Source organism: Streptomyces cellostaticus (assembly GCF_023630175.1).
GTDB classification, from domain to species: Bacteria; Actinomycetota; Actinomycetes; order Streptomycetales; family Streptomycetaceae; genus Streptomyces; species Streptomyces cellostaticus_A.
Genome location: NZ_JALLIN010000029.1, coordinates 25,056 through 41,532 on the forward strand (window position 1 = coordinate 25,056; position 16,477 = coordinate 41,532).

The 16,477-nt window shown below is 73.0% G+C and carries 15 protein-coding genes and 2 pseudogenes; 7 read left to right on the forward strand and 10 right to left on the reverse strand.

What is annotated here, in order from left to right; all coding sequences use genetic code 11:
• Positions 1–62: 62 nt before the first annotated feature.
• Complete coding sequence (locus MXD57_RS19465; protein ID WP_250402812.1) at positions 63–1,238, reverse strand: hypothetical protein; 1,176 nt, start codon at positions 1,236–1,238, stop codon at positions 63–65.
• Complete coding sequence (locus MXD57_RS19470; protein WP_250402813.1) at positions 1,235–1,816, reverse strand: toxin; 582 nt, start codon at positions 1,814–1,816, stop codon at positions 1,235–1,237. Before MXD57_RS19470 ends, MXD57_RS19465 begins: the two co-directional genes overlap by 4 nt.
• Positions 1,817–2,471: 655 nt before the next feature.
• Between MXD57_RS19470 and MXD57_RS19475 the strand changes: the two genes are divergently transcribed.
• The 3 genes from MXD57_RS19475 (at position 2,472) to MXD57_RS19485 (ending at position 5,657) form a co-directional block, all read left to right on the forward strand.
• The gene (locus MXD57_RS19475; protein ID WP_250402876.1) at positions 2,472–3,755 is read left to right on the forward strand and encodes a phosphatase PAP2 family protein; all 1,284 of its coding nucleotides are present in this window, start codon (positions 2,472–2,474) and stop codon (positions 3,753–3,755) included.
• Between the two features lie 146 nt (positions 3,756–3,901).
• Positions 3,902–4,072, forward strand: a complete 171-nt coding sequence (locus tag MXD57_RS19480) for a hydrophobic protein (RefSeq protein ID WP_250402814.1) — start codon at positions 3,902–3,904, stop codon at positions 4,070–4,072.
• A gap of 340 nt (positions 4,073–4,412) precedes the next feature.
• The gene (locus MXD57_RS19485; RefSeq protein ID WP_250402815.1) at positions 4,413–5,657 is read left to right on the forward strand and encodes an NAD(P)/FAD-dependent oxidoreductase; all 1,245 of its coding nucleotides are present in this window, start codon (positions 4,413–4,415) and stop codon (positions 5,655–5,657) included.
• A 14-nt stretch (positions 5,658–5,671) separates the two neighbouring features.
• On the opposite strand, the gene MXD57_RS19490 is transcribed toward MXD57_RS19485, so the two are convergent.
• Together MXD57_RS19490 and MXD57_RS19495 are read right to left on the reverse strand one after the other, a co-directional pair.
• Positions 5,672–7,168, reverse strand: a complete 1,497-nt coding sequence (locus MXD57_RS19490; RefSeq protein ID WP_250402816.1) for a cryptochrome/photolyase family protein — start codon at positions 7,166–7,168, stop codon at positions 5,672–5,674.
• A gap of 466 nt (positions 7,169–7,634) precedes the next feature.
• Positions 7,635–7,850: a hypothetical protein gene (locus MXD57_RS19495; RefSeq protein ID WP_250402817.1), complete on the reverse strand. Its 216-nt coding sequence runs from the start codon at positions 7,848–7,850 to the stop codon at positions 7,635–7,637.
• A 581-nt stretch (positions 7,851–8,431) separates the two neighbouring features.
• Here MXD57_RS19495 and MXD57_RS19500 point away from each other — a divergent pair.
• Positions 8,432–9,277: an RNA polymerase sigma factor SigF gene (locus tag MXD57_RS19500; RefSeq protein WP_250402818.1), complete on the forward strand. Its 846-nt coding sequence runs from the start codon at positions 8,432–8,434 to the stop codon at positions 9,275–9,277.
• A 78-nt stretch (positions 9,278–9,355) separates the two neighbouring features.
• On the opposite strand, the pseudogene MXD57_RS19505 reads toward MXD57_RS19500, so the two are convergent.
• From MXD57_RS19505 to MXD57_RS19525, 5 genes and pseudogenes are all read right to left on the reverse strand, one after another.
• A pseudogene (locus MXD57_RS19505) lies at positions 9,356–9,452 on the reverse strand.
• Between the two features lie 156 nt (positions 9,453–9,608).
• Positions 9,609–10,022 (reverse strand): cytidine deaminase family protein, encoded by a 414-nt coding sequence (locus MXD57_RS19510; RefSeq protein WP_250402819.1) that lies wholly within the window; start codon positions 10,020–10,022, stop codon positions 9,609–9,611.
• A 112-nt stretch (positions 10,023–10,134) separates the two neighbouring features.
• Positions 10,135–10,866, reverse strand: a complete 732-nt coding sequence (locus MXD57_RS19515) for a dienelactone hydrolase family protein (RefSeq protein WP_250402820.1) — start codon at positions 10,864–10,866, stop codon at positions 10,135–10,137.
• Between the two features lie 185 nt (positions 10,867–11,051).
• Entirely contained in the window at positions 11,052–11,888 is an 837-nt protein-coding gene (locus tag MXD57_RS19520) for a hypothetical protein (RefSeq protein WP_250402821.1), read from the reverse strand.
• Between the two features lie 293 nt (positions 11,889–12,181).
• Positions 12,182–13,225, reverse strand: coding sequence for a GlxA family transcriptional regulator (locus tag MXD57_RS19525; protein WP_250402822.1), 1,044 nt, complete (start codon positions 13,223–13,225; stop codon positions 12,182–12,184).
• A gap of 130 nt (positions 13,226–13,355) precedes the next feature.
• Between MXD57_RS19525 and MXD57_RS19530 the strand changes: the two genes are divergently transcribed.
• Positions 13,356–14,279 carry an NADP-dependent oxidoreductase gene (locus MXD57_RS19530; protein WP_250402877.1) on the forward strand — a complete coding sequence of 308 codons (924 nt, stop codon included), beginning with the start codon at positions 13,356–13,358 and terminating at the stop codon, positions 14,277–14,279.
• A gap of 46 nt (positions 14,280–14,325) precedes the next feature.
• Here the strand turns inward: MXD57_RS19530 and MXD57_RS19535 are convergent.
• Positions 14,326–14,422 (reverse strand): annotated as a pseudogene (locus tag MXD57_RS19535).
• A 425-nt stretch (positions 14,423–14,847) separates the two neighbouring features.
• Between MXD57_RS19535 and MXD57_RS19540 the strand changes: the two are divergent.
• On the forward strand, positions 14,848–15,414 hold the full coding sequence (locus tag MXD57_RS19540) for a DinB family protein (RefSeq protein ID WP_250402823.1): 567 nt from the start codon (positions 14,848–14,850) through the stop codon (positions 15,412–15,414).
• 468 nt (positions 15,415–15,882) lie between these two features.
• The gene (locus MXD57_RS19545; RefSeq protein ID WP_250402824.1) at positions 15,883–16,404 is read left to right on the forward strand and encodes a transglycosylase SLT domain-containing protein; all 522 of its coding nucleotides are present in this window, start codon (positions 15,883–15,885) and stop codon (positions 16,402–16,404) included.
• The last annotated feature ends 73 nt before the right edge of the window (positions 16,405–16,477 follow it).

A 16,477-nucleotide genomic window follows, 5' to 3' on the forward strand; every position in this document is an offset into this window, starting at 1 on the left:
CCGTTCAGGTCCTCTTGCTGTGTGGGGGGACGGCCGGGAGCGGGGCCGGGGCGGTGCCGTCGTCAGACACGCGGCCGGGCCGCCTCGGCCCCGCCGGCGACGTGGGCGGTCGCCCGGGTCACCCGCGCGGACTTCTTCAGGGCGTCGGCGATCAGGACCAGGGCCTGCGCATCGCGGGGATGCGGGAACCGGGTGGGCGCGCCCACGGGTTCGAGCAGGGGCTGGGTACTGCGCTGCGCGGCCGCCGAGATGGTGGCGGCCCACGCCGCGGAGACGGCCCTCTCCCGGTCACCCGTCCTCCTGAGTTCCGCGTCGTGGACCTCGTCGAAGAGCCGTGTGTCGAAGAGCGACTCGAGCGCGTGGAGGCCGTTGAGAATGGTGCTCCGGCGCCAGGTGCCCCACAGGAAGGGGGAGCGCGGCCGGTCCACCCGCAGGGCGCGGTCGCGGAGCACCGGATCCAGTGCGGCGTCCAGTGACGCCAGCCGGAAGAAGTCCCGCCATGCCGAAAGGTGGTAGCCCGCCATCGGCAGCAGGACCCCGGCCACCGTCAGCAGGGCGCCCAGACCGGCGCAGACGGGCGGCACGGACGTCGCGAGCAGGGGCCAGTCCCGGCCGGACCACCGCGCGGCGACGGCGATCAGCTTCGAGATGCTGTACCCGGCGGTGATCACCGTGCCGGTGCCGATCGTCAGCAGACTGGCCCGCAGCCAGGGCCGCTTGCGCACCTCCGCCTCGAAGCCCCAGCGCAGCGACCACAGGGCACTGACCGACACGGCGGTCAGGTGCGCGACCAGGTACAGGACGACCATCTCGGCGATCCAGGGCGTCGTCGCGTAGTACGTGTCGAAGTCGGTGCGCCGTTCGCGCGGTGTCGTCCCCAGTGCGAACAGCCCGGCTATTCCCGCGAGCACCGCCGCGTAGCCGCACATCCAGCGCCGCGTCGTGCGCCGTACCGACGGGCCGCCGCGCCAGCAGGCGATCAGGATCAGCAGCGACGCGCTGTACGCGGTGATGGAGCCGTAGGTGAGCGGGGCGGCCAGGTTGGGCACACCGCTGACCCGGTTGATCACCCCGACCGAAGGAGGAGCGCCGAACAGGAAGCACAGCGACGCGAACGCCAGCACCCCGTTGATCGCGCGCTGGGAGAGTTCGCCGCGATGGCGGATCAGATCCGGCAGTTTGGCCAGGAGCCCGACCCACAGCAGACCGCAGCTCACGTAGTTTATCGCCCCGCTCATTTCCGGTTTCCCCGATAGTTGAGAGCGTCGGCGATACGGCGGGCCGTCTCACCGGTGATCACGTCCCGCTCCATCAGCGCCCGCATCTGCTGGCCGACCCGGATCCCGAACAACTCGGCCTCCTTCTCCGGATCGTCGTCGAAACGAGAACGCGCGGCGGCCGGCCGGGCGCCGTGCTCGTGCCCCGACTCCAGGGAGCCGCAGCCCCCGGCGGCCGGCTGCTGCGCGGCGAGACCCTCCCGCTGCCGCATGTGCCACAGTTCGTGACCCAGTATCTGCGCCTGGTGCCAGATCTCGGCGCTCTGCTCGATGACGACGTCGTCCCGGTCCGTACGCTCCAGCCACATCCCGGTCGCCTTGAACTCGCGGGGGATGGGCACACGGTGCACCTCGAGCCTGCGGGCGCCGCGCCACCGCCTGGCCGAGTCCACCAGGGCCTGGAACAGGTCCTCGGGATCCAGGACCGCCCCGTCGCCCGGCGGACCACCGCCCGCGCCGGTGGCGGCCCTCAGCCTCTCCCGGATGGGGTCGATGAGTGTCGCGGCGAGCTGACGCATCTCCCTGTCGCGCCTGCGCATCCTGTGCCACCGGCGAAGCCGGGCCGCCGAACTCATCGGCCGTCCACGACGGCCGGCGACGCGGTCGCGCCCCGGTGCGCGGCGGGGCCGCGCGGGGCGGCCGGAAGCAGAGGCGCGACCCGCGTGCCATTCGACGCGCGGCGCTCTCGGGCATACCGGAGGAACTCCGGGGCTCCGGCCGGTCGGGCGCCGGCATCGTCTGCTGCCACCGAGTCCTCTCCCGGGCGCGTAGCTTTGGATCAGGGAACGTGTCTGACGCGAGGGTATCCATAAGCCCCCGCCGCTGCTCGCCGGTGTCGGCATCTTCCGGATCGTCCCCCGGTCCGACGGCACGCTTCCGCGGGTGAAGTCGACACTGCGTCACATCGGCGGCCGGGAACGGCACACGGAGTGACCCGGCCTGCCGTCGGAGTCCGGCCCCGGCTCGGCCACTTATCGCTCAAATCCGCCCGCACCCCTCCGATAGCATGATCCGGCCGGGGCGAGCGCCCTCGACGCTCGTCGTGTCACGACAGAACATGCCGTTCGGCGTGAATGGCGACCCACTCACCCGAAAACCAACAAATCGGCCGAAACCTTGATATCGATACCATCGCGGGTGTCTTCGCGAATAAGCAGCAGAGTCAAGTCCGTTCCGTGGCGCGAACCCCGGACGATCCTGTGGGCCGCGGCGGGTGCGGTCACCCTCGGATTCCTCGTCGCGCTCGAGTTCGCCGCGCGCCACTACGGACTGGCGGGACCGATCACCAATCAGGCGCGAGAGGTGATCCTCCCGCCCAAGTCGGGCTTCCTGCTGTACGCCAGCATGGCGCTGATGATGGTCGTGCTCACCTGGCGGCAACGGATCATCGCGACCTGCACCGCGATCGGCATCGACGCCGTCGTCCTGCTGGTCCGCTGGGCGGCGGGCGCAGACCTGTCCGAAGGGCACCCCTTCGGCAACGGCGCGCTGTGGGTGCTCATCGGCTGCGCGGTCATCGCGGTCACGCGCCGCACCGGGCCGGAACGCGTCCTGCTGCTGAAGGGCGTAGGGCTGGGTCTGCTGCTCGTGGCCGGCCGCAAGACGGGCGACACCTGGCTGGTCATCACCTCGAAGACCCGCCCGACGGTGCTCGACCAGTACGTGGCCACCGCCGACCACGCGCTGGGCGACCCGTCCTGGCTGGTGGGCCGGCTCGTCCGGGCCACCGGACCCATCGGCGCCCACGCGCTCGACTACGTCTACGCCCAGCTCGCGGTGGCCGCCGTCGTCGTCACGATGTACCAGCTGCGCAACGTGGCCGCCGAGCGCCGCTTCCCGCCCCACCACCTGGTGCGCACCTTCCTGGTCATCGGCCTGCTCGGACCCGCCGTCTACCTGGTCTTCCCGGTGGTCGGACCGGTCTTCGCCTACGGAGCCGACGGCGGCCACTGGGCGGTGGCCGACCTGTGGCCGGACACCGCGACCCCGATCACCGGCCCGCACCACATGCCGTTCGACGGGATCACCCCGCGCAACTGCATGCCCAGCCTGCACACCGCCTGGGCCACCGCGATCTTCCTCCACTCCCGCAGGGGCCCCCGCGCGCTGCGCTGGGCGGGCACCTTCTGGCTGGTCGCCACGCTGACCGCGACCCTGGGATTCGGCTACCACTACGGCGCCGACCTCATCGCCGGGGTCGTGTTCACGCTCACCATCGAGGCGGGCCTGCGCTCCCTGGAGCGCGGCTGGGACCGTGAGGGGACCCGGCTCGTCGTCCACGGCACGGCGGTCTTCGCCGCGCTTCTCGTGTCCTACCGCTGCCTGCCGGTCGAGATGGCCAGATATCCGTGGCTGTCCGGGCCGCTCCTCGTTCTGGCGATGGCCTCGGTGATCCACGCCTACGTGCGCACCACCAGGCTCTGGGACCCGGTCGCGGTGCCGGTCCCGCAGCGGGAACCGCAACCCGAACCGGTGTGAGCCCGCCGGGGGCGGCCCGGTCGCACACCGCCCCCGGAAATCACCGCGACACGCGCACATGCCCTTCATCTCGTGGAAAAAACCAGCCTGTTCACGTGCTTGTGCAGGTGGACCAGGGGCATGCGGTGGCCAGGAGGTTGATAATCATGGTTCCCCTGGTTCTGGTTCTTCTGCTGGCCCTGATTCTCTTCGGCGCGGGTTTCGCCCTGAAGGCGCTGTGGTGGATCGCGGTGATCGTTCTGGTCGTGTGGCTGCTGGGCTTCGTGGTGCGGCCCGCGGGCAGCGGCGGCCGCAAGGGACGCTGGTACCGCTGGTAGACGAGCGTTCCGACGCACAGCACACGCCACGCCTGATCCGTGGACGGGGCCCGGCCGCAACGGCCGGGCCCCACGTGCGTGCGCGGCGCGAACGGCCCGGGTGACGGCCGTCAACGGGGCCCTCGCCTCCCGGACGAGTCCGCCGGGACCGCCGCACCGGCGCCGGGCAGGGCCCGAGCCCCGATGCCCGTCGCAACCGCAACGGCGTCCGCGGCGCACCCCGCCGCGGCGGAACGGGTACGCGGCGGAACGGGTGTGACCGAGAGCCGGGGCGGGCGCGCCGCGAGGCCCGCCCCGGCTTTCGGGGTACAGGTGACCGCGTGGAAGGAAGGGGACACTGATGAATCGGCACACCCGGGAGCCGGACACCGTCGTCGTCGGTGCGGGGCTCGCCGGCCTGGCCTGCGCACTGGACCTGTGCCACGCCGGGCGCGACGTCGCGCTTCTGGAGGCCTCCGACGGTGTCGGCGGCCGCGTACGCACGGACCGGCGGGACGGGTTCCTGCTCGACCGGGGCTTCCAGGTGTTCAACACCTCCTACCCCCAGGTGAAGCGGCGCCTCGACCTGAGGAGCCTGCGACTGCGGCCGTTCACACCCGGCGTCCTCGCGCACACCTCGAACGGCCCCGTCCGTCTGACCGACCCCACCCGCCGGCCGAAGGACGCCGGAGCGCTGCTGCCCGGACGGGTCCTGCCGGCCCGGGACCTGGCAGCCCTCGGCGCGCTCACCGCGCGGGACACCCTGCTGCCGGCCGGCGTCCTCAAGCGGGGCGCGGACCGCTCAACCGCCGAGACCCTGTCCCGCGCAGGTGTCTCGGCCCGGACGGTGGACGAGATCCTGCGGCCGTTCCTCTCCGGTGTGTTCCTGGAGCACGAACTGGAGACTTCCGGCCGCTTCTTCCACCTGGTCTGGCGCAGCATGGCCCGCGGGACGCTCTGCCTGCCCGCCGACGGCATCGGCGCGGTACCCGCCCAACTGGCCTCCGCCCTGCCCGACCGCGTGCTGCGGCTGGAGACACCGGTCACCGAGGTCACCAGCTCCGGGGTGCTCCTCGGCGACGGCCGCGAACTGCCCGCGGCGTCCGTCGTCGTGGCGACGGACGCCGTCACGGCGGCCCGTCTGCTGCCCGGCCGGGCCGTGCCGGACAGCCGTACCGTGACCACCTACTACCACGCCGCCGCGCGATCCCCGCTGGCCGAGCCGACCCTGGTGGTGGACGGCACCGGGGCGGTGCTCAACACCTGTGTCCTGACCGAGGTGGCGCCCACGTACGGGCCGCCCGGCACCGCGCTGGTCTCCACCTCCGTGCTGGGACCCGACCGCCCGGACGCGGGCCGGGCCGTCCTGCGGCGCCTGGCCGAGCTCTACGGCACCGACACCGGCGAGTGGCGGCAGGTCGCCGCGTACACCGTGGCGGGAGCCCTGCCCGTGATGCGGCCGCCGTGGCCGCTGAGCCGTACGACGCGCCTCGCACCGGGCCGGTACCTCTGCGGGGACCACCGGGCGACCGGCTCCGTCCAGGGCGCGCTCGCGTCGGGCACCCGGGCCGCGCGGGAGGTGCTGGACGACCTCGGGCGCGGGTGAGCGGCGCGCCGCGCTCAGGGCGGCGCGTCGCCCCGCGCGCTTTCCTGACGCCGCACCTCGGCGAGGTCGGCCAGCCGCTCCAACTGCCGCACGGGCCGGGAGACGCGCTGGTTGCGGCCGAGCCGCTCCCGGTGCCGGTCCAGGAAGGCCCAGTAGCCGGCGGTGTAGGGGCAGGCGTGCTCACCGGTCCGCTCTCCCGGCCGGTAGCGGCACGGTCCGCACAGGTCGCTCATGCGGTTCACGTACGCGCCGCCCGAGGTGTAGGGCTTGGTCGTCATCCGGCCGCCGTCCGCGTACTGGGACATGCCGACGACATTGGGCACCATGACCCAGTCGTAGCCGTCCACGAAGCAGCGGTGGAACCAGTCCGTGACCGCGGCGGGGTCCCAGCCCCGCTGCAGGGCGTGGCTGCCGAGGATCATCAGCCGGGGGATGTGGTGCGCCCACCCCGTGTCGCGTACCTGCTCCAGGACCGTGCGCAGACAGCGTGCCTCGACCGCGTCCGCGTCCAGCTCGTTCCACCACCGCGGCAGCGGGGCGACGTGGCGCAGCACGTTCGAGTTCCGGTAGTCCTCGCCGAAGTACCAGTAGAGCTGCCACACGTACTCGCGCCAGCCGGCGATCTGCCGGACGAACCCCTCCACGCTGCTGAGCGGTGCCCGCCCGGCCCGCCACTCCGCCTCCGCCCGCTCGACGCATTCGGCCGGGTCGAGCAGCCCCAGGTTGAGCGACGTGGACAGCAGGCTGTGGCTCATCACCGGGTCGGCGGCGAGCACGGCGTCCTCGTAGGGCCCGAAGGTGCCGAGCCGGTGGGAGAGGAAGCGTCTCAGGGCGGCTCGCGCCTCGGTGCGGGTCGCGGGGAACAGGCGCGGGCCGTCGCGTCCGACGAAGGACACGTCACCGCCCTTCTCCCAGCGGTCGAGGTCGTGGCGCACCTCGTCGTCGATCTCGTCCTCCCGGGGGCGGTAGGGCGCGGGCACCGGAAGGGACGAGGCGTGGCGGGGCGGCGGCTGCCGGTTGTCGTGATCGTAGTTCCACTGCCCTCCGGAAGGGGCGTCGCCGTCCATCAGCAGGTCGTGCCCGCGGCGCACCCACCGGTAGAAGTCCTCCTGCCGGAGCCGCTTTCCGCGGTGCGCGTCCGCCCAGGTCGCGAAGTCGTCCACCGGGACCAGGAAGCCCCGCGCGGGACCCACGGCGACCTGGGGGAGCGAGCGCACCAGCCGCGCGGCGGCGTACGACGTCGGGTGGTGGACGGTGACCGGGCGGCCGCCCGTCGCGCGCTCCAGTCCCTCGCGGTAGGTGTCGGCCCGTACGTAGGTCGCCCGGTCGCCGAGCTCGGCGGCGCGGTGGCGCATGGCGGAGAGCACCAGGTGCGCCTTGGCCCGGTGGAAGCGGCGGCGCCGGAAGACCGACCGGGCTTCGATCATCAGCAGCGGCGCGTCCCGCCCGGGGCCGTCGTCGCCGGGGGTGAGGAAGTGCGGTCCGAGCTGGTCGCCGAAGAGCCAGTGCACGGCGCGTCCCCCCTCAGCCCCGGCCGCGGGCATGCCGTGGACACCAGCCGTAGTGGTGCATGAGCGTCTCCTGTCGAAGGCGTCGGGCCGTGCCGGCCGGCCACGGGGCGGCCGGTCCGGTGGACCGTCCACGAATGTCTTTCCGGGGCGGTCGGCCGGTGGATGCACGGCCGGCGACATGCCCCCCGATCGGGGCCACCGGCCGGCCGAAGGAGCGGGCCGCGCCACCCGGAGGCGCGGCGCCGCCGGTGCGGGCCGCGTTCCGGACCGCCGGCCTTCATCTTCCCGGGCTGTCCCCCTTGCCGCGATCCGCCTCCCGCAGCCCCGCGCCCGGATCCGCTCCGTGAGCCGGTCCCGTGCCGCCGCGGCCCAGGCCGACCGGGCCCGCCGGCCGCACCGCCCCGGCGCGGCGCCCGCGGCGGGACGGAACATCCGCTCGGCGATGCCGAGCGGATACCGGAAGGGGTCAGCCGGTGGCGGTGAGGGCGAGTGCGGTGAGGATGAGGGCGTAGGCGGCCACGGTGAACGCGGTCCAGGTCAGGCGCACACCGCTCGCCGACCGGCGGCTCGGGGCCGGTGCGAAGCTGCAACAGGGCTTCGGGGAGGGCCAGTCGGCGGATTCCAGCCAGTAGGCACCCAGCAGGCGGGAAGGGCCGGTGGTGAAAAGGTGTTCGTCATACACATGCGGGCAAACGGACGTGGCACACGGCGAGTTGCGGCGGTGGACGGGGTCGGCACCGGACCGTGATCTCGCATAGCCCGGGGGCATCTGCCATGCGTGCCGCACCACCGCACGCGGCCGCGGCTCCCCGTCGGGTCCTGAGGGGTGAAGCCGGCCTCCCGGTCGGCGGCGGCGATCCGGTCGCGGAAGCGCGTGTGGACCCAAGGGCGCCGGCCCAGGACGTCCACTTCCCCCCAGCGGCCGCTGACCGGGCCGAGCCGGGTGTCGCGCGGCATGGTCCCGGCCGGCCGCCGCGGGTTCGCACCGCCGCAGGTCTTGCTGCTGTCCAGTACGTGGACGGCGTCCTTGGCGCCCACCAGGGCACCGGTAGGGGTGGTCGGCATCGTCAGGCCGGTGAGGCAGGTGGCGACGGGGAAGAGGAAGTCGGTCGCAGCGCAGGCGGCCGGTTCCGCAAATTGGTGCGAGTGGCAGGCGTGGGTGCAGGATGAGGGGGTACGCGCTGCGTCATCGGACGCCGGCCCCAGGGCAGCGGCCGTGGTGATACGACAGCGGTGACGGTCTGGAACTCCGGGAGGGGAAGCATGACGTCCACGAGCATGGTGGCAAGAGGAACGCGGACGGCGGAGCTGCCGGAGGTCGCCGACCCCTCCCGGGTGGCCCCCAAGGACGCCCGCGAGCTGTCCAGGCTGTTCTTCCACCAGTTGACGGTGCTGGAAGAGGGCACGCCCGAGTACCAGTACGCCCGTAACACCCTGATCGAGATGAACATGTCCTTGGTCCGCTTCGCGGCCGGCCGGTTCCGCAGCCGGGGCGCCGAGGAGATGGAGGACATCGTCCAGGTCGGCATGATCGGCCTGATCAAGGCGATCGACCGCTTCGAGCTCTCCCGGGAGGCGGAGTTCACCTCCTTCGCCATCCCTTACATCGTGGGTGAGATCAAGCGGTTCTTCCGCGACACCACCTGGGCCGTGCACGTGCCCCGGCGGCTGCAGGAGGCCCGGGTGCAACTGGCCCGCGCGACCGAGGAACTGCAGAGCCGCCTGGGCCGCATGCCGTCGGTCAGGGAGCTGTCCGAGCTGATGAGCCTGTCCGAGGAAGAGGTGCGCGAGGCCCGGCTCGCCGCGAACGGCTACAACTCCGCCTCCCTCGACGCCACCATCAACAACAGCACGGACGGTGAGGCCGCGCTGGAGGACTTCATCGGCACCGAGGACGCGGCCCTGGGGCTGGTGGAGGACTTCCATGCCCTGGCTCCGCTGATCGCCGGGCTCGGCGAGCGCGACCGGCAGATCATCCACATGCGGTTCGTGGAGGAACTCACGCAGGCTCAGATCGGTGAGCGCCTCGGGGTCTCGCAGATGCACGTCTCGCGTCTGCTCTCACGCACCCTCGCCCGGCTGCGCGAGGGCATGCTCACCAACCACTGACATCGCGCCCCGCACGGACCGCGGGCCCGTCACTTCAGTGACGGGCCCGCGGTCCGTGCGGGGCCGGCGGCCCTTTCGCGGAGAGGGCAGGATTCGAACCTGCGTGGGCCTCCGAGGAGGCCCGACCGTGAGGCGAGCTCGCTGGTCCCCGATCAACCACTCCGGGCACCTCTCCCTGACCGGCCCGGATGCCGTTCCCGTGCCGTTCACGAGTACGAGACTGCCGCAGACCACTGACGGAAGGCTGACGACGCCCTGACACCCCCGGTCGGCGGACGCGGACGGCGCCGCCTGCCCGGCGCGGCACCGGCTCACCCGATGCGGCGCCGGTTCACCCGGCGTCGAGCCGGTGGTCGGCCCAGACGTAGCCCTCCGGCAGCAGATCCGAGACGGGAACCGCCCGGATGCCGTCACCGCTGCCGACGATGACGCGGAGCGTGGGGAAGTAGTCGAGCAGTACCTGCCGGCAGCGGCCACACGGAGGAACGACCCCTCGGTCCCGGTCGCCCACGGCCACGATGGTCTCCAGCTCATGAGCGCCCTGGGCGGCCGCCGCGCCGATGACGACCAGCTCGGCGCAGGGGCCCCCGGTGAAGTGGTAGGCGTTGACCGCGGTGACGATCCGGCCGTCGCGGGCCCGGGCCGCGGCCGCCATGGTGTGGTTTTCGCCCCGGCAGTGTGTGCCGGCCACATGCGCCGCGGCCCGGACGAGTTCGTGGTCCACGGGGTGGTGCTGGGTGGTCATCTGCTCCGCCTTCTTCCGGTGTCGGGCGACTTTCGCCCCCGGGGACGGAACCACGCAACCCGATATCGGCGGCGACCCGGTCCGCCGCCCACCTCTCGTCGACCCGGTGGCGTCAGTTCAGGTGCCGGGTGAAGAACCGCACCGAGCTGTCCAGTTCGGTCGCCGGGAGGTCTCCGTGCTTGCCGGGGTTGGCGTGCAGCGTCTTCCGCGCCGACGCCAGGGCGTCGAACAGCGCCAGGCCCGCCGCCCGCGGCACCCGCTCGTCGTCCCACTGCAGCAGGAACTCCACCGGCACGGTGATCCGCGAGGCGACCTCCGCCGACGCCGACGCTCCGCCCAGGCCCAGCACCGCCGCACGGACCCGCGGCTCGGCGGCGACGAAGGGAACCCCGAGCCCACAGCCCAGCGACACACCCCAGTACCCCACCGGGCCGGGACCCACGTACGGAAGGGCCTGCACCGCGTCCAGCGCCGCCCGCCACTCCGGTACGGTCTGGCGGGCCACCAGCGCGTGGAAACCGGCGATCAGCGGGCCCAGTTCCTCACCGGCCTCGGCACGCGCCTGGTTCTCGGTCGCGAGCCGGTCGTACTCCACATGCCTGGGCCGGTCGCCGTGCCCCGGCGCGTCGACCGCCACGACGGCGTAATCGCATTCGGTCACGAAGCGGCGCGCGAGGGCCAGGGGGCCGGGGGCCCTCTTGTGCCGGCCACCGCCGTGCCCGATCAGGACGAGTGGACGAGTGCCCGCGGCACCGTCCGCGGTCCACAGCACGCCCGGGACCTCACCGAGGTGGAAAATTCGTTCGCGGACGCCGTCGGACGACGTCTCGGAGATGAAGCGCATGGCCTTGGCCTTTCGGAATGCCTTACGCGGGCACTCCCCGGACCGTGCGAGCGAGGGAGTCCCGACCTGTCGAAGCGTTGATCGGTCTCACCTCCTCGGTTCGCTGTGGCGCACGACGGCGCCGAACCTATCACGCGCCGCCGCGGGCGGCGCCCCATGGCATCGGGTGCTGTGCCGCGGGCGGGTCAGGGGCGTTCGCAGAGCTGGAGCAGGCCGCCGACGGAGAAGCACAGGGCGCCGGTGAGCGTGCCCCAGTTCGCGATGTCGGCGTTGACGAGGCTGCCGGTGGCGGGACGGGTGAAGGCGGCGAGGGCGGAGATCATGAACAGGACCGAGCCGAGCTGGTTCACGGCGACGATCCACCAGCCGAGACCGCGCGGGTGGGCGCAGAGGCGGCCGCGGTGGCAGATCTCGGTGAAGCCCAGGTGCCCGGAGACCAGGAAGAGCACGCAGCCGACCACGTCGGGCACCCAGATCAGCCGGTTGATCTGCCGAACGCTCAGACCCCGCAGGAACGAGTCGATCAGGTTCAGGCCGAACACCAGCGTGCCGGCGAACAGGACGAACGCGCTCAGCCAGTCCACCCGCATCGGCTCGTAGCTCCACCACCGCCAGCGGAGCGTGCTCAGCCGGCCCTCGGTGTGCACCGGCGCGTTGATCACCTGGAGCAGCGACACGTAGCCGCCGGTGTTGAAGAACAGGCCCCCGGCGAAGTAGATCGAGGCGGACTTCAGTGCGTCGCCGGAGCCGAACTGGGCGGCTCCCGCGCCCGCCGCGAAGAGGGCTCCGCCGATGACGAAGGCGGTCGCCGCGATGGCGTTGAGCCTGCGCAGCCGGCCGACGGACACGGCGTCCGCAGGGGCCTGACGGTCCGGCGCGGCACCGGGTGGCCGGACGGTGACGGTTCCGCGCCGCCGTGCGGTCCGTGACTCCCACACCACGGTGTCGCCGCCGGGGCGGCGCCACGTCCGCCTGGTGACGAACGGTCCCGCGCCCTCGGCACGCTGCTCCGGCTGCCCCACGCGTCGAGGCTAGACGGCGGTCGCCCCCGCGAGGTCCGCGAAACGCGAGCCGGTGTCAGCGAGTGTCATCGAGCGCACGCCGTCGATGGGATGTCATCGAACGAGTGTCGTCCAAACAAGTGTCATCGGGGCGACGGATGTGGCAGTCCTGGTGGTGTCGGACACCCCTGCGGTCCGGCGGGAAGTTCCGTGGTCCGGCGGGAAGCCCGGCGGACCGGGCGGACGCCGGTCGCCCTGGGCGGTCAGGGCCACCTCGCCGGGTCCCCGGTCGGTAGGGAGACCGGCGGGCGGCCTCACACGGGCGCGGCGAGGTCGTTGGGGCTGAAGGCGCGACGGTAGGCGGCGGGGGAGACCCCGAACGTGGTGCGCATGTGCGCGCGCAGGGAGTTCGCGGAGCCGAAGCCGGCCCGGTGCGCGACCAGGTCGATGGGCAGATCGGTGGTCTCCAGCAACTGCTTCGCCAGTTCCAGGCGTTGCGCGGTGAGCCACTGCACCGGGGTCATGCCGACCTCGTCGCGGAACCGCCGGGTGAAGGTCCGCAGGCTCATCCGGGCGTGTTCGGCGAGCTGGAGCAGGGACAGCGGCTCGCCGAGGTGCTCCAGCGCCCAGGCGCGGGTGGCGGTGGTGCTGGCGACAGTGGGTTCCGGGACCGGGCGGTCGATGTACTGGGCCTGGCCGCCGTCCCGCCACGGCGGCACGACACACATGCGGGCGGCCCGGTTGGCCAGGGCCGCACCGTGGTCGCGCCGGATCATGTGCAGGCACAGGTCGACACCGGCGGCCACGCCCGCCGAGGTCAGCACGTCGCCGTCGTCGACGAACAGCACCTCCTCGTCCAGCCTGACCTTCGGGTAGGCGCGGCGGAACTCCGGCGCCAGGTTCCAGTGGGTGGTGGCCGGCCGGCCGTCCAGCAGCCCCGCGGCGGCCAGTACGTAGGAGCCGGTGCAGATCGACACCAGACGGGTGCCGGGCCGGATGCCGGCGATGGCCGCCGTCACCTCGGGGGGCAGCGGGCCGCCGCGACCCAGCTCGGGCATGGCGTGCGTGGGAGGGACGATCACGGTGTCCGCGGCGGCCAGGGCCTCGGGCCCGGCGGCGGGCTGCACGGTGAATCCCGCGTCGCTGAGGACCGGGGCACCGTCGGCGGTGCAGACGGTGACGTCGTAGAGAGGCTGTCCGTCGCAGTCCGTCACGCTGCCGAACACGCGGGAGGGGATACCGAGTTCGAAGGGCGGGACGCCGGGCAGGGCGAGCACGGCGATCCGGTGCCGGCGGGGCGACGGCGCCACCGCGCGGTCGGGTGCGCCCGTCGTCAGCGAGGCACGCGTTTCACTCATGGCCAGATCCTGTCACATGGTGGCCGGACGGCCAACACCATGACGGGCGCTTCTCCCGGATCGTGGACCGCGTCGCGCCGGGGAGGTCCCGGTGACGCACGGATTCGAGACGGAAGTCGAGGGAGTCGGCATGCGAGCGGTGGTCGTGGAGCAGTGGGGCGGACCGGAGAACCTGGTCCAGCGCGAGGTCGAGCGCCCCGAGCCGGGACTGAACGAGGTTCTGGTGCGGGTGCACGCGGCCGGAGTGAACCCGGTGGACTGGAAGACCCGCGCCGGTGGAGCGCTCATCGACTGGGGCACCGTCCCCGCCGTCGGCTGGGACGTGTCCGGAACCGTCGAGGCCGTCGGACCGGGCGTGGGGATGTGGCGTCCCGGCGACGAGGTGTTCGGGATGCCGCTGTTCCCGCGCCAGGCGGGCGCCTACGCCGAGTACGTGCTGGCGCCCGCCCGGCACCTCGCCGCCAAGCCGGCCGGCCTCACCCACGTGGAGGCGGCCGCCCTGCCGCTGGCCGCGCTGACCGCCTGGCAGGCTCTGGTCGACACGGCGGACGTGCGCCCGGGCGAGCGGGTCCTGGTGCACGCGGCGGGCGGCGGCGTCGGCCACTTCGCGGTGCAGATCGCCAAGGCCCGCGGGGCGTACGTCATCGGCACCGCCGGCGCCGGCAAGCACGACCTGGTCCGTTCGCTGGGCGCGGACGAGGTGATCGACTACCGCGCGGTGCGGTTCGAGGACGTCGTGGGCGACGTCGACGTGGTGCTCGACGGACTCGGCGGGGAGACGGCCGAGCGCTCGGTGAAGGTGCTCCGGCCGGGCGGCCGGCTGGTCACCCTGCCCGGCCCCGACGACGTACCCGCGGCCCCCGGCGGGGTCCGGGCGGTGTGGATGCTGGTGGAGCCCGACCACCTGGGCCTGCGCGAGATCGCCGCGCTGGTGGAGCGGGGCGCTCTGAAGCCCGTGGTGGAGACGGTCCTGCCGCTGGCGGACGCGGCGAAGGCGCACGAGACCGGCGAGCGGGGCCGGACCGCGGGCAAGATCGTCCTGTCGGTCGTCTGAGGCCCGGCCGCGCCCTCACCGGGCGGGCCGGGGCGGGTGCCGCCGGTGGCGGAGAGGGCAGGATTCGAACCTGCGTGGACCCCGTGGGAGTCCGACCATGAGCGTGCTCGCGGTCCCCGATCAACCACTCCGGGCACCTCTCCTCGTTCCCGGCCCGGTGTTCTCCCGGCCCGTTCACCTGCACAAGACTGGCAGGCTCCCCTGACGGGCGGCTGACGCGTCCCTGACATGGGCGGGCAGGGCGTGGGCGGCGGGGCATGGGCGCGGGCTCGGCGCGGCTCACGTGCCCGCGCCCATGCCCTGCCCGGCGCGGTGCGTTCCCCGTCGTCGCGGCTCCGGCGTGCCGGACCCGGCCGGCAAGGCCCTGGTGGGCTCCCGGCCGCCGTGTTCGACGACCGGCGCGCCACGGCGCCGGGTCCGGAACTCGGCCCCGGCGCCGCCCCCCTCGGCGGTCCGTCCCACCGATGCCCCCGGCGCCCCCTGGGCGGCGCGCCCGCCCGCCCGCGCCGGTGGCCGCCCTCCCCGCGATGTGAATTTCGGTGGCGGACCTGGGACGTCGGTCAGCATCATGCGACGCATGAGTGAACAGCCAGCGCGTTGGACCCGGGCGACCGTCTACCCCGACATGTGGACCGACCCGGACGAGGACCCCCGCGACAACGGCAACAGTCCGGACGGCGAACTCGCCACGCTGCAGGACTTCTTGGCGAACTACCGCATGACCCTGCGGATGAAGTGCGAGGGCCTTGACGCGGACCGGCTGGCCCGCAGGTCGGTCCCGCCCTCGACCATGTCGCTGCTCGGCCTGCTCCGCCACCTCGCCGAGGTGGAGCGGGACTGGCGCAACTGGCTCGGTGACGACGAACCACTGCCGAAGCTGTACGGCGCGAGGGACGCGGACTTCCTCGGAGCCGTCGCCGAGCAGGCGGTCGTCGACGCGGCCCACGCCGACCTGGAACGCGAGCAGGCCGCGACCGACGCCGCGCTGGCCGGGTACGCCGACCTGGGCGAACGCGTCGGCAGGGACCGGATCGCCATTCGCGAACTCATGGTGCACCGGATCGACGAGTACGCCCGCCACTGCGGACACGCCGACCTGCTGCGCGAACGCATCGACGGACGAGTGGGCCAGTGAGTACCCGCCGCCGGCACGTGGCGACGACGGGCGAGGCGGCCGTCGGGGCGCTGCGGTACTGAGCCCGCCTCCCTCCGGACCCGCGATCCCCACGGCGCGAGGGCCCCGGCATGCGCCCCGCGGGGCCGGATCGGAACGCCGTTCCGGGCGGAGAAGGTGATGCGTCCCATAGGAGCCATGTCACGTCCTATGTCGGATCGTAGAGGTGATTCGTGGTGGACGCGGCCTCTTGGGTGCGAGAAGTCCGATATGCGATTTCTCTACGCTCTCGGGTAGTAGGTCACACTCTTGCGCGGTTTCGGCATGCCGCCAAACATGGTGGTCGTTGCCCCGCGAGCCGTGGGGCCGACCGGGCGAACACCACCGGGCATGCCCGCTGCGTCCCGCAGCACGGGCCCCGGTCCGAAGCCCGCACCGTGACCGGCACCCGGCCGGCGCCTCCCAGACGTCCCCAGGAGTTCCTCTTACATGACCGCGATCACCGCCAACCGCCGCCTTGCCCGCCTGCGCACCCTCGCTCTGACCGGCATCGCCACGACCGGCGCCGCGACCGCGGCCCTCACGCTGATGCCGGCCTCCGCGCAGGCCGCCGAGGCACCGAAGACCGCCCACGCCGTCGCGGCTTCCTCGCGCGACGGCCAGGCCGACGCCAAGGGCTCCACCGGCAGCACCGGCAAGCTCGACGGCTGGATCAAGAAGTCGCTGGCCATCATGAAGGAGAAGGGCATCCCGGGCAGCTACGAGGGCCTGCACCGCAACATCATGCGCGAGTCCAGCGGCAACCCCGACGCCCAGAACAACTGGGACGTGAACGCGCGGAACGGCATCCCGTCCAAGGGCCTGCTCCAGGTGATCGAGCCCACCTTCAAGGCCTACCACGTCGACGGCACCTCCAACCGCATCACCGACCCCGTCGCGAACATCACCGCCGCCGCCAACTACGCCGCGGACCGCTACGGTTCCATCGACAACGTCGACTCCGCGTACTGAGCACCGCTCGTGAAAGCGGCCGCCCGGCAGTCGGTGCGGGACCGCCGACCGCCCGGCAGTGCCCACCGAGCCC

Bases quoted from the DNA above. Each gene is read 5' to 3' on its own strand.
- MXD57_RS19465 (WP_250402812.1), bottom strand. From the start codon at position 1,238: ATGAGCGGGGCGATAAACTACGTGAGCTGCGGTCTGCTGTGGGTCGGG.
- MXD57_RS19470 (WP_250402813.1), bottom strand. From the start codon at position 1,816: ATGCGCAGGCGCGACAGGGAGATGCGTCAGCTCGCCGCGACACTCATC.
- MXD57_RS19480 (WP_250402814.1), top strand. From the start codon at position 3,902: ATGGTTCCCCTGGTTCTGGTTCTTCTGCTGGCCCTGATTCTCTTCGGC.
- MXD57_RS19485 (WP_250402815.1), top strand. From the start codon at position 4,413: ATGAATCGGCACACCCGGGAGCCGGACACCGTCGTCGTCGGTGCGGGG.
- MXD57_RS19500 (WP_250402818.1), top strand. From the start codon at position 8,432: ATGACGTCCACGAGCATGGTGGCAAGAGGAACGCGGACGGCGGAGCTG.
- MXD57_RS19510 (WP_250402819.1), bottom strand. From the start codon at position 10,022: ATGACCACCCAGCACCACCCCGTGGACCACGAACTCGTCCGGGCCGCG.
- MXD57_RS19515 (WP_250402820.1), bottom strand. From the start codon at position 10,866: ATGCGCTTCATCTCCGAGACGTCGTCCGACGGCGTCCGCGAACGAATT.
- MXD57_RS19525 (WP_250402822.1), bottom strand. From the start codon at position 13,225: ATGAGTGAAACGCGTGCCTCGCTGACGACGGGCGCACCCGACCGCGCG.
- MXD57_RS19530 (WP_250402877.1), top strand. From the start codon at position 13,356: ATGCGAGCGGTGGTCGTGGAGCAGTGGGGCGGACCGGAGAACCTGGTC.
- MXD57_RS19540 (WP_250402823.1), top strand. From the start codon at position 14,848: ATGCGACGCATGAGTGAACAGCCAGCGCGTTGGACCCGGGCGACCGTC.
- MXD57_RS19545 (WP_250402824.1), top strand. From the start codon at position 15,883: ATGACCGCGATCACCGCCAACCGCCGCCTTGCCCGCCTGCGCACCCTC.